The organism is Thermanaerothrix sp. (assembly GCA_026417795.1).
GTDB lineage: Bacteria > Synergistota > Synergistia > Synergistales > Synergistaceae > Thermanaerovibrio.
This window is the reverse complement of the sequence record JAOACP010000027.1, coordinates 1-11,245: the sequence shown is the minus strand read 5'-3', so window position 1 is coordinate 11,245 and position 11,245 is coordinate 1. Positions and strand designations below refer to the sequence as shown.

13 protein-coding genes are annotated in these 11,245 nt (G+C 63.5%); 7 read left to right on the top strand and 6 right to left on the bottom strand.

The window, feature by feature from the left end:
• Positions 1-8: 8 nt before the first annotated feature.
• From N2315_06695 to N2315_06675, 5 genes are all read right to left on the bottom strand, one after another.
• Positions 9-1,262, bottom strand: coding sequence for a 3-isopropylmalate dehydratase large subunit (locus N2315_06695; protein MCX7828878.1), 1,254 nt, complete (start codon positions 1,260-1,262; stop codon positions 9-11).
• The gene (locus N2315_06690) at positions 1,255-2,775 is read right to left on the bottom strand and encodes a 2-isopropylmalate synthase (protein ID MCX7828877.1); all 1,521 of its coding nucleotides are present in this window, start codon (positions 2,773-2,775) and stop codon (positions 1,255-1,257) included. The genes N2315_06695 and N2315_06690 overlap by 8 nt, the downstream gene beginning before the upstream one ends.
• A gap of 5 nt (positions 2,776-2,780) precedes the next feature.
• On the bottom strand, positions 2,781-3,797 hold the full coding sequence (gene ilvC, locus N2315_06685; GenBank protein MCX7828876.1) for a ketol-acid reductoisomerase: 1,017 nt from the start codon (positions 3,795-3,797) through the stop codon (positions 2,781-2,783).
• 103 nt (positions 3,798-3,900) lie between these two features.
• Positions 3,901-4,425 (bottom strand): acetolactate synthase small subunit, encoded by a 525-nt coding sequence (gene ilvN, locus N2315_06680; protein ID MCX7828875.1) that lies wholly within the window; start codon positions 4,423-4,425, stop codon positions 3,901-3,903.
• 95 nt (positions 4,426-4,520) lie between these two features.
• Positions 4,521-4,742, bottom strand: a complete 222-nt coding sequence (locus N2315_06675) for a hypothetical protein (GenBank protein MCX7828874.1) — start codon at positions 4,740-4,742, stop codon at positions 4,521-4,523.
• Positions 4,743-5,014: 272 nt separating this feature from the next.
• On the opposite strand from N2315_06675, the gene N2315_06670 reads away from it, so the two are divergent.
• From N2315_06670 to N2315_06640, 7 genes are all read left to right on the top strand, one after another.
• Positions 5,015-5,719 (top strand): phenylalanine--tRNA ligase beta subunit-related protein, encoded by a 705-nt coding sequence (locus N2315_06670; GenBank protein MCX7828873.1) that lies wholly within the window; start codon positions 5,015-5,017, stop codon positions 5,717-5,719.
• A 152-nt stretch (positions 5,720-5,871) separates the two neighbouring features.
• The gene (locus tag N2315_06665) at positions 5,872-6,288 is read left to right on the top strand and encodes a hypothetical protein (GenBank protein MCX7828872.1); all 417 of its coding nucleotides are present in this window, start codon (positions 5,872-5,874) and stop codon (positions 6,286-6,288) included.
• Positions 6,263-7,018 carry a DUF364 domain-containing protein gene (locus N2315_06660; protein MCX7828871.1) on the top strand — a complete coding sequence of 252 codons (756 nt, stop codon included), beginning with the start codon at positions 6,263-6,265 and terminating at the stop codon, positions 7,016-7,018. The genes N2315_06665 and N2315_06660 overlap by 26 nt, the downstream gene beginning before the upstream one ends.
• A gap of 67 nt (positions 7,019-7,085) precedes the next feature.
• Entirely contained in the window at positions 7,086-7,829 is a 744-nt protein-coding gene (modA, locus tag N2315_06655) for a molybdate ABC transporter substrate-binding protein (GenBank protein ID MCX7828870.1), read from the top strand.
• Positions 7,826-8,476, top strand: coding sequence for an ABC transporter permease subunit (locus N2315_06650; protein MCX7828869.1), 651 nt, complete (start codon positions 7,826-7,828; stop codon positions 8,474-8,476). Before modA ends, N2315_06650 begins: the two co-directional genes overlap by 4 nt.
• Positions 8,454-9,545 (top strand): ABC transporter ATP-binding protein, encoded by a 1,092-nt coding sequence (locus tag N2315_06645; GenBank protein MCX7828868.1) that lies wholly within the window; start codon positions 8,454-8,456, stop codon positions 9,543-9,545. Before N2315_06650 ends, N2315_06645 begins: the two co-directional genes overlap by 23 nt.
• Positions 9,546-9,564: 19 nt before the next feature.
• The gene (locus N2315_06640) at positions 9,565-10,584 is read left to right on the top strand and encodes a molybdopterin-binding protein (protein MCX7828867.1); all 1,020 of its coding nucleotides are present in this window, start codon (positions 9,565-9,567) and stop codon (positions 10,582-10,584) included.
• A 127-nt stretch (positions 10,585-10,711) separates the two neighbouring features.
• Here the strand turns inward: N2315_06640 and N2315_06635 are convergent.
• On the bottom strand, positions 10,712-11,245 hold a 534-nt coding region (locus N2315_06635), incomplete at its 5' end, for a dicarboxylate/amino acid:cation symporter (GenBank protein MCX7828866.1).

Below are 11,245 nucleotides of genomic sequence, written 5' to 3'. Positions count from 1 at the left end.
AAAGCCTCTTATTCCAGGTCCCTGGGGTCCGCGATCCTGCCTTTTACGCCGCTGGCGGCGGCCACCGCGGGGTTTGCTAGGTAAACCAGGCTTTCCGGGTGTCCCATGCGGCCGGTGAAGTTGCGGTTGCCGGTGGAAACGCACACCTCCCCCTTTGCTAGGATCCCCAGGTGTCCCCCGAGGCAGGGCCCGCAGCTGGGGGTGCATATGGAGAACCCAGCGTCCATGAAGACGTCGAGCAGCTCTTCATTCATGGCGGCGCTGAAGACCCGGCGGGACGCGGGGATCAGCACCCCCCGCACGGAGGGCGCCAGGCGCCGGCCCTTCAGAACCGACGCGGCGCTTCGAAGGTCCTCCATGCGGCCGTTGGTGCAGGAGCCTATGAAAACCTGATGCACCTCCACGTGCCTGAGCTCCCTCACGGGCTTCACGTTGGAGGGCAGGTTGGGGCAGGCCGCCAGGGGCTCCAGCCGGTCCAGGGGGAGCACGATCTCCCGAAGGTACCTTGCCCCTTTGTCGGGGTAGAGGGCCTCGAAGGGCCTTTTGGGGTTCCCGTTGGCGTACCGGAGGACGGCCTCGTCGGGAACGAACAGGGCCCCCTTGGCGCCGCACTCGATGCCCATGTTAGCCATGGTGAACCTGGAGTCCATGGAGAGGCTTTGGACCCCCTCCCCCTGGAACTCAAGGGCCATGTAGCGGGCCCCGTCCACCCCCAGCTGCCCTATGAGGTGCAGCATGGCGTCCTTGCCGGACACGAAGGGCCCCGGCGTCCCCTCAAGGCGTACCTTTATGGAGTGGGGCACCTTGAACCAGGTCTTGCCCAAGGCCCACAGGGCCGCAAGGTCCGTTGAGCCCATGCCGGTCCCGAAGGCCCCAAGGGCCCCCATGGTGCAGGTGTGGCTGTCGGCTCCCACCGCTATGTCACCGGGCAGCACGTACCCTTCCTCGGGGAGGAAGGCGTGCTCCACCCCGCACTTGCCGGGCTCGAAGAAGAGCATCCCCTGCTCCATGGAGAACCGCCGGCAGGCCTTGAGCTGTTCCGCGGAGCCGATGTCCTTAGGAGGGGTGAAGTGGTCTGGCACGATGGCGCACCTTTCAGGGTCGAAGACCCTTTTGGCCCCCATCCGGCGGAACTCCTCTATGGCGGGAGGGGCGGTGATGTCGTTGGCGAAGGCGAAGTCTACCCGGGCCTCCACGATGGACCCCGGTTCCCCGTCCCCTCCGTGCCGGGCCAGGATCTGCTGTATCAGGGTCCTAGGCACGGTTGACCACCCTTTCCCTTGCGGTGAGCCGGTTTAGGGCGTTCACGTAGGCCCCTATGGCGGAGCCGATCACGTCCGTGGACGCCCATCTGCCAAGGGAGGAGGTCCCGTTGAGGGAGAGTTCCACCGATGCCTCCCCCAGGGAGTCGGCGCTTCCGCTCACGGCGGTTATGCGGAACTCCCTGAGCTCCGGGTTGAGCCCCGTTATCCGGTCTATGGCCTTGTAGGCCGCCTCCACCGGGCCGTTGCCCGCCGCCGCGTCGGTCACCTCCTGGCCGTCCAGCCTGAGGGTCACGCTGGCGTGGGCGGCGTCGGTCCCCGCCTGGACGGAGAAGCTTACGAGCTCGTAGCGGGAGTCCTCCATGGCCCCCATCACCCGGTCCTCCAGGATCGCCTCGATGTCCTCGTTGGTGACCGACTTCTTGCGGTCGCAAAGGTCCTTGAAGAGCTTGAAGGCCTCCTTGAGCTCCTGGTCGCTGAGCTGGTAGCCCATCTCCCTTATCCGTTCTTTGAAGGCGTGGCTGCCCGAGTGTTTGCCCAGCACCAGGCATGAGGAGGGGGCCCCCACGTCCTCGGGGTTCATGATCTCGTAGGTGTTCCGGTTGGCGAGCATGCCGTGCTGGTGTATCCCTGACTCGTGGGCGAAGGCGTTGTCCCCCACCACCGCCTTGTTGGGCGGCACCGGAACGCCGGTGAGCCGGCTTACCAGGCGGCTTACGGGGTACAGGTGCCTTGTGTTTATCCCCGTGTCCAGCCCGAAGAAGTCCCGGCGGGTCTTGAGGGCCATGACCACCTCCTCCAGTGATGCGTTGCCCGCCCTTTCGCCTATGCCGTTCACGGTGCACTCCACCTGCCTTGCCCCCGCCGCCACCGCCGCTAAGGAGTTGGCCGCCGCAAGCCCCAGGTCGTCGTGGCAGTGGACGGACCATACCACCGATGCGGGCCCCATGGAGTCGATAAGGGCCTTTACGAAGGCCCCGAACTCCTCCGGCTGGGCGTATCCCACCGTGTCGGGCACGTTGAGGGTGGAGGCCCCCATCTCCGCGGCGGCCATGTAGGCCTCCTTGAGGAAGCTCATGTCCGACCTTGAGGCGTCCTCGGCGGAGAACTCCACGTCTTCCACCAGGCTTCTGGCGAGCCCCACCCCCTTCCGGATCTCCGAGAGGACCTCCCCGGGGGTCATCTTCAGCTTGTACTCCATGTGTATGGGGCTCGTGGCTATGAACACGTGTATCCTCGGGCGGGCCGCCCCCTTAAGGGCCTCGAAGGCCCTCAGGATGTCCTGTTCCCGGGTCCTGGCTAGGCCCGCTACGGTGCAGGACACCGCGGAGCCCACGGCCTTCACCGCCTCGAAGTCCCCGTCGGAGGCGGCGGGGAACCCCGCTTCTATCACGTCCACACCCATCTGATCCAGCCTTTGGGCTATCCTCAGCTTCTCCTGGAGGTTGAGGTTTACCCCCGCCGCCTGCTCCCCGTCCCTCAGGGTGGTGTCGAATATCCGTACCCTTTCCAACGGCGCTACCTCCTTTCCGACTGTGGTGGTTTTTTAGGCTCCATCCAGGGCATCATGGAGCGGAGGGATCGGCCCACCTCTTCGATGGGGTGCTCCGCCTCCTTTCGCATCCAGCGGGACATTTGGGGCCGTCCTGACCGGTTTTCCTCAAGCCAGCGCCTTGCGAACTCACCGGATCGGATGTCCTTAAGGAGCTCCTTCATGGCTTCACGGGATGATGAGTTGACCACCCTAGGGCCCGCGGTCATGTCGCCGTACTTGGCGGTGTCGCTCACGGAGTAGCGCATCCAGGAAAGGCCCCCCTCGAACATCATGTCCACGATGAGCTTGAGCTCGTTGAGGCACTCGAAGTAGGCGATCTCCGGCTGGTATCCCGCCTCCACCAGGGTCTCGAAGCCCGCCTTCACGAGCTCAGTCACGCCGCCGCAGAGCACAGCCTGTTCCCCAAAGAGGTCCGTCTCGGTCTCCTCCTCGAAGGTGGTCTCTATGATCCCGGCCCTACCGGAGCCCAGGGCGCATCCGTAGGCCAGCGCCACCTGCCGGCACTGGCCGGACCGGTCCTGGTGGATCGCCATGAGGGCCGGCACCCCCTTGCCCTCCTGGTACATGCGGCGGACCAGGTGCCCCGGGCTCTTGGGGGCTATCATGAAGACGTCCGAGTCCTCCGGGGGGGTCACGGTGCCGTAGCGGATGGAGAAGCCGTGGGCGAAGGCCAGCGCCGCCCGGGGCTTCAGGGCCTCGCGGATCCACTGGAAGACCTCCCCCTGCAGGTGGTCCGGCATGAGGAACATCACCACGTCCCCCCTTGCGGCGGCGTCCTTGACGGGAAGCACCTCAAAGCCATGGGACCTTGCAAGATCCGCGCTGGGGCTGTCCTCCTTGAGCCCCACCACCACGGAGACGCCGGAGTCCTTGAGGTTCTGGGCGTGGGCGTGCCCCTGGCTTCCGTACCCCAGTACGGCCACCGTCTTGTCCTTTAGAAAGCCCAGATCCCCGTCCCGATCGTAGAAAACCCTTGCCATTCTTCAAAAACCTCCTTCGTGATTTTGTGGTTTTGTGCCCTATAGTGATTTGCCGCCGCGGCCCTTGGCCATGGAGCCTTTGTTCAAGGGAGCGTCCAGTGGTTCAGCACGCCAGCGCCACCGGCGGTCGCACCGGCTCTTCGTCTTCCGATGGGGCCGAGCGGCTCATGCACACCGAACCCGATGAGGCGGCCTCCAGGATCCCGTAGGGGTCGAAGACCCGCATGCAGGCCTCCACCTTCCGGCGGTCGCCGGTGACCTCGAAGGTTATGGAGCCGTCGCACAGGTCCACCACCCGGCAACGGAAGACCTCTCCTAGCCGAAGGACCTCCTGCCTTGCGTGGATGGGGCATCTCACCTTTATCAGGGCTATGCGGCGGTCCAGGGAGTTGTCCTCCTGGAGCTCCTCAACTCCCAGCACCTCCACGAGCTTCCTAAGCTGCCCCATGAGGGGGAAGATCTCCCGCCGGTCCGATTGGATGACCACGGTGAAGCGGGATATGCCCTCCTCGTGGGTGGGGCCCACGCTGAGGCTTTGGATGTTGTACCCCCGCCGGTATATGAGCCCCGCTATCCTCATGAGGACCCCCGGGTGGTCCTCCGCCAGGATGCTTAGAGTGTGTCCCATGTGTTCATTCCTCCCTCCCTTGATTAATGCGAAAGGGGCGGGACCCTTCTTTCAGGTCCCGCCCCGGTGAGCTCCTTGAAGTCCCCCGTTTGCTCTCAAGCTGCCTTGGGGTGCGCTCTTACCGGACAGGACCTGGGTCCTATGAGGAGTACCAGGATTATCAGGCACAGCAGTACCAGCGCCAGCACCAGAATGGACAGGTCCACCACGGGGGATATGGAAACGGAAGAGGACGCGGCGTGACGTCCTAGGGCCGCGTCCTCTTGTGAAGAGCCGAAGGGAGCGAAGAGGCCATGGGGCTGGCCGCAACGGTCCATGGAAGATGGGCTGCAACCGTTGGGGCAAGCGGGTTCATATGATCTTGGGCCCCAAGTCCTTTCCATTGGCCGTTCCCTCCCTTTCTACGGTCTTTATGGGCCGGTTAGGCCCCGTTGAGGTATAAATTGCGGAGGATTTTAGACGCCCATCGTGGTTATGTCAAGTGGGTTGTGTAGTTTTTTTAAACCATGGAGGCTGTGAGGTTTGTGGTGTTAACAGCGTGGGGCTTATGTTATAAAATCCCGTCTAACCTTGTGGGAGGTGGATTGAAGTGGAGAGCAGGGTATGGGAGTCGGTGTTTCAGGTTTTGCCCGATTTCAGGAGGGCGGTGTTGGTGGTTAGGGGCGCAGACAACCGAAGGCCTGTCCCGGAGCTGGAGGAGCGTTTCGAGGAGCTGGCGCGCCGGATACGGGAGGATCCTTCGGTGGAAGTGGACCCTAGGCTTTTGGACCTGGAGGAGGCCTTCAGGTCCATGGGGTTCAACCCCAAGAGGATGCCCCCATCGGTGGTGAACCTGGTGCGCCGGATACGGAAGGGAGGGTCGGTGCCCTTCGTGAACCCCCTGGTGGGCATCTTCAACTGCGTGAGCCTTATGGGCCTTGTGCCATGCGGGGGAGACGACCTTAGGGCGGCGGAGGGGGACCTGGAGCTTAGGCCCGCCAGGGGCGATGAGGTGTACAGGCCCCTTGGAAGGCCCGAGGAGGAGGAAAACCCAAGGGAGGGGGAGATAATCTACGTGGACTCCAAGAGCCTCCAGGTTTTCTGCCGGTGCTGGTGCTGGAAGAACGGGGACGTGAGCAAGATAACACAGGACACCAGCGATGTGGCGATAAACGTGGACACCATTGGGCATGTGTCCCGGGATGAGCTGATGGATTTGGCCTCCTGGGCCGCCCGGGCGGCGGAGCGGCACCTGGGGGCTAAGACATGGATCGGCTATTTGGACAGGGATAACAGGTCCTTTGTGATGCCCTGACATACTGGATGTAAAAAGCTGCAACTCCGTTGCGTTTCTGGGATAGGGGGTTTACAATGCCCCTTGGAATTTCAGATGCGCAACGGAGTTGCATTTTTGACTGGGGGGATGGCATGGATCCCGAAAGCCTTTTTAAGCTTAAGGGGGTAAGGGTGACTCGTTTCCGTATGAGGCTCCTTGGGGTGCTTCGGGAGGCGGGGCGTCCCTTGTCCTATCAGGAGATGAAGGTCCTCATGGGGCGGGAGGCGGACAAGGTGACCTTTTACAGGAACCTGGAGGCCCTCTGCAGGGCCCAGGTGGTCCACCGGGTTCTTGGGTTGGACGGCGCCTTTAGGTACTGCGCCAACGATGTGTCGTCCCTTAGGTGCCCTGGGAACCATCCTCACGCCCTGTGCCTTCGGTGCGGCAGGATGTGGTGTCTTAAGGGGGAGGAGATGCCCCGGCTGGAGGTGCCCGAGGGTTTTAGGGTGGAGGGTAAGCAGCTGGTGGTCTTCGGGGTGTGTCCCGACTGCGACGGCAAGGCCCGTAAGGAGGGCTGCGGGAATGGGGGGTGTCTTTGCGGTGCTTGATGAGGTTATTGGTAGGGTGATGGATCTTGCGGCGGGGCGGATAGGGTTAGACACCCCCATTTCGGTGCGGGTTCTGTCCCCTGTGGAGGCCATAGGGAGCCCCGAGTGGGATTTCCCGCTGCTTAAGGGCAAGGAAAAGCTCATGGAGGCGGAAGTTTTGGGGGCCAGGGGGCAGGCCTTTTCACCCTTCGCCAGGGACTTCAACGGCACCGTTGGGGAGCTCTTGTCCATGGACTCGCGGGATCCCTACGTTAGGTCCCTCAAGGTGGCCTTCGCCAACGGGGCGGTGCGGCTTTTGGGGCTTGACGGCCGGACGGTGCACTGCCGGGACTCGGCCCCCACAAAGTGCGCCCTTGAGTTCAAGGCCCAGCTTAGAGAGCGGTTAGGCCCCGAGGGGAACGTGGTCATCCTTGGCCTTCAGCGGGCAATCCTTTGGGGGGCCGTGGAGGCGGTGGGGCCTCAAAGGGTGAGGGTGTTGGACCTTCAGGATGAGAACATAGGGCTTGAGGTCCACAGTGTCACCGTCCTGGACGGCTCCAAAGACCTTGAGAGGGCCCTTGAGGGGGCCAAGGCGGCGCTTGTCACCGGCTCGTCCTTTGCGAACGGGACCTTCGAAGGTGTGGCCAAGGCCTGCGGGGACGCGGGCTGCCAGGTCATACTCTACGGCACCACAGGGGCCGCCCTTTCGGCCCTCATGGGGGTGGAGCGCTGGTGCTTCTTCGGGGAGTGAGCCCCGGGTTGGCGCTTGACCAGTGGGTCGTGCTTTAAATTTATTTTTTAATTGGAGGTGTTCTTCGATGGCAAGGGGGTTGGGGCGATTTCTGTCCCTGTTGCTGTGCTCCGCGTGGGTCCTTGGGATATCCCCTGCGGTTTCCTTCGGTGAAGCCAGGGAGCTCAGCGTGGCGGTGGTGTTCGGCTTTAAGCCCCCCATGGAGAAGATCTTGGGCCAGTACAAGGCCGGCGGCGTCCGCTTGAGCGTCTCCTACGGCACCTCCGGGGAGCTTGCAAGGCAGGTCACGCTTGGGGCCCCCTACAGGGTCTTCATATGTTCCGACCAGCGTTGGGCGGATATGCTGAAGTCCAAGGGGCTTGTAAAGCGCAGTTTCGAGCTTGCCTCCAACCCGGTGGTGCTCTGGAGCCCAAGCGATAGCCCCCTTGAGATCAAGGACCTTGGCAAGTTCAAGCTTGCAATCCCGGACCCGGTCACCGCCGCGTACGGAATGAAGGCCAAGGAGTACCTTGAGAAGGCGGGGCTTTGGGAATCCATGGCCTCCAAGGGGATGCTGATCATTGGAGGCGGTCCCCAGAGGGCGGCGCTGGTGGCCAAGACCGGCATGGCCAAGGGGGCCGTCATCGGAAGGAGCGTGGCCATGGACATGAAGGAGGGGTCCTTCGTGGAGCTGCCGGTTAAAGCCCCGGTCTTCACGGTCCTGGTCCTCAAGGGGGCTTCCAGGGAGGATGAGGACTTCGCGGAGTACTTTAAGACCCAGGACTCGGTGAGGAGGATCCTGGAGGGCTCCGGGTTTAAACCCCTGAGGTGAGGTTGTTGCTGGATGCGCTTTTAATAAGCATCAAGGTGCTCGCCATAGACGCGCCGGTGCTTGCGGTTCTTGGGGCGGCCATGGGGTGGGTTCTGTCCCGGTGGAGCTTCAGGGGGCGGGAGGCGCTGGGGCTTCTTTTGCAGCTGCCGGTGGTGATGCCCCCGTCGGTGCTGGGGTTTTATCTACTGTTACTTCTGGCCAAGACCCCGGGCCTCAGGGGGGCGGGGGTGCTGTTCTCCTTTCCCGCCGCGGTGATAGGCTCTATAGCCCCGTCGCTGCCGTTGATGATCCAGTCCGCCCGAGGGGCCTTCGGGTCCGTGGACAGGACGTTGGAGGAGGCCGCCCGGGTTCTTGGGGCGTCGAGGCTGCGGGTGTTCTTCACCGTCACGCTTCCCCTTTGCAGGCGGCAGTTGGGGATAGGCCTTGCGCTTTCCTGCGCCAGGGCCCTGGGGGACTTCGGGGTCACGTTGATGCTGGCGGGCAACGTGCCGGGTTCCACCCAGACCCTGCCGCTTTACATATACAGCCAAGTGGAGACGCTGAACTTCGAAGCCGCCCATCTGGCGTCGGGGCTTTTGGCCATGGTGGGGGTGGGATGTCTTTTGTTGATCCGGGTGATGGAGAATGGCAGGGGAACGCTGCGTTGAGTTCAGGATGGCCCATTCCCTTGGGAGCTTCCGCATTGAGGCGTCGTTTAGCATGGGCGGCGAGTCCTGCGTGCTCTTCGGCCCCAGCGGATCTGGGAAGTCCAGCCTTTTGAGGGCCATGGCGGGGCTTCTGCGTCCCCGGGAGGGGTACATGAGCCTTGGGGGTCGGGTGCTCATGGACACCGAAAGGGGGGTTTTCGTGCCCCCCGAGGGGCGATGCGTGAGCCTTTGCTTCCAGTCCTTGGCCCTTTTTCCCCACATGACCGCGTTGGAGAACGTGGGGTACGGTGTGAAGGGACGAGGGAGTGAGAAGCGCAGGCGGGCTTTGGAGTGGCTTGAGAGGGTTCACATGAAGGGCCTTGAGGGCAGGTATCCCCACCAGTTGTCCGGCGGCCAGCGCCAGAGGGTGGCCCTAGCGAGGGCCCTGGCGGCGGAGCCGGAGCTATTGCTGCTGGACGAGCCCTTCAGCGCCCTGGACGGGCCCTTGAGGAGGAACTTAAGGCGCGAGATCCGGGAGCTCCAGCGGGAGACTGGGATACCCATGGTGTACGTGACCCACAACATGGACGACGTTTGCGCCCTTGGGGACCGGGTGGTGATAATGCGGGACGGCCAGGTGCGGGGGGTCTTCTCCGCCCAAGGCATGTGGGAGCTGGGAAGGTCCGGGGAGGTCTTCGGCGCCCTTGGCTGGGGCAACCTGCTGGAGGGGCGCCTTGTGAGGACCCATGGGGGGTGGAGCCTTGAGAGCCCCTTCGGGGAGGTCTTTCTAGGGGTTCGGGAGGGGCTTGAGGAGGGTCCCGGCAGGGTCTTCGTGTCCCCCGAGGCGGTGAAACCGGTTTATCAGGACGTGCCCATCCAGGAGGACCTAAGGCGCAACCTGTTCGAGGGGGTGGTGGAGGAGGTGCTTCCGCTGCCGTCCTTCGTGAGGCTGGAGGTGAGGTCCCATAGGAGCTGGCAGGTGGACGTTCCCAGGTCCTCGTCCTTTGCGTTGACGGTTCGGGAGGGGATGACCGCCCGGTTCACAATACCCCCCTGGGCGGTAGAGGTGATCCCCTGTTCTAAGGCTTAAAAAACCGGAGGTGGTGGAAGTGGAGGTAAGGATAGTTAAGGTGGAGGAGGCGGTGGGGCACCAGCTGGCCCATGACCTCACCCAGATAGACCCGAAGAGTGGCTACAAGGGGGCCCGGTTCAAGCGGGGGCACGTGGTTGCCCCTGAGGACCTGCCGGTCTTGCTTTCCATGGGGCGTGAGCACCTTCAGGTGCTGAAGTTGGATGCCGACGAGGTGCACGAGGACGACGCGGCCTTGATGATGGCCCGGCTGGTGGCGGGGGAGGGGTTGACGGTGGAGGGCCCCGACGAGGGCCGGTGCACCTTGAGGGCGGCCCACAACGGGCTTTTGCTTTTCAACGGTGCCTTCGTGGACAGGATAAACCAGGACGGGGACTGGGTGTTTTCCACCCTTGAGGAGGGCCGTCCCGTGAAAGCCTCCCAGCCGGTGGCGGCCTTTAGGATAAGGCCCTTGGTGGTTAAAAGGCGCCAGGTGGACAGGGCCTTGGCGGCGGCGGAGCCCATTCGGGTGCTACCCTTCAGGCCCCTCAAGGTGGGGCTTGTGACCACCGGCTCGGAGTTTAGGAAGGGTCTTTCGGAGGACGCCTTCAGGCCCCGCCTTGAGGGGAAGCTCCGATTTTTCGGGGGTTCCCTTGTGGGGCAGTGGTTTGCGTCGGACCGGATGGAGGAGATCGCCGCATCCGTCAAGGAGGCCTTGGATGCCGGGGCTGAGCTGGTGATCTGCACCGGCGGCATGAGCGTGGACGTGGACGACCGGACCCCCGGGGCCATAAGGTCCCTGTGCGACCGCATATCCTTCCAGGGGGTGCCTTCGCTGCCCGGGAGCATGCTGATGCTGGGCTGGGCGGGGGATGTGCCGGTGGTGGGGGCTCCCGCCTGCGTGGTGCACGACGAGCGGACCACGTTGGATAGGCTCTTGCCCTTTCTCTTCGCCGGGTTGGACGTGCCGGAGGGGCAGGTCAGGAGGTGGGGTGTCGGTGGCCTCTGCTGCCGTTGCGAGGCCTGCTTCTTCCCCAACTGCTCCTTCGCCTGGGGCTAGGGGGCTGCGGGATTAAAATTAAAGCTCCCGCCCACGGGAATGGGTGGCGGGATGGCCAAGAAGAAAGGAGGGGGTTGGAGCCCCCTCCTTAGAACCTTCGTTTTTACGCTGGGTCGTCTTGTGGCTTTTACGCCTTCGCGGCCTTGACCACCGAGCCCTTGAGCTTGTCAACCAGGATGGCGATGGCCCCGTCGCCGGTCACGTTGCAGGCGGTGCCGAAGCTGTCCTGGGCTATGTAGAGGGCTATCATGAGGGCCTGCATGTCCGGCCCGAAGCCCAGCATGGACTGCAGTATGCCCAAGGCCGCCATTATGGCCCCTCCGGGGACGCCGGGGGCCGCCACCATCATGAGCCCCAGCATCATGATGAAGGGGAACATGGTGGAGAAGGAGAAGGGTATGCCGTGCATCATCATGACCGCGATGGAGCAGCTGGTTATGGTGATGGTGCTTCCAGACAGGTGTATGGTGGCGCATAGGGGGATGACGAAGTCCGCCACGTCCTCGGAGACCTGGTTCTCCTTGGTCTGCCGGAGCGTCACCGGTATGGTGGCCGCCGACGACTGGGTCCCTATGGCGGTGACGTAGGCGGGGATCATGTTGATTATGGCCTTTAGGGGGTTCCTGCCCGCCACGGTGCAGGCCACGGTGTACTGCACCGC

Coding starts and splice junctions, on each gene's coding strand:
- ilvC (MCX7828876.1), bottom strand. CDS start 3,797: ATGGCAAGGGTTTTCTACGATCGGGACGGGGATCTGGGCTTTCTAAAG.
- ilvN (MCX7828875.1), bottom strand. CDS start 4,425: ATGGGACACACTCTAAGCATCCTGGCGGAGGACCACCCGGGGGTCCTC.
- N2315_06675 (MCX7828874.1), bottom strand. CDS start 4,742: ATGGACCGTTGCGGCCAGCCCCATGGCCTCTTCGCTCCCTTCGGCTCT.
- N2315_06660 (MCX7828871.1), top strand. CDS start 6,263: ATGGGGGGTGTCTTTGCGGTGCTTGATGAGGTTATTGGTAGGGTGATG.
- modA (MCX7828870.1), top strand. CDS start 7,086: ATGGCAAGGGGGTTGGGGCGATTTCTGTCCCTGTTGCTGTGCTCCGCG.
- N2315_06645 (MCX7828868.1), top strand. CDS start 8,454: ATGGCAGGGGAACGCTGCGTTGAGTTCAGGATGGCCCATTCCCTTGGG.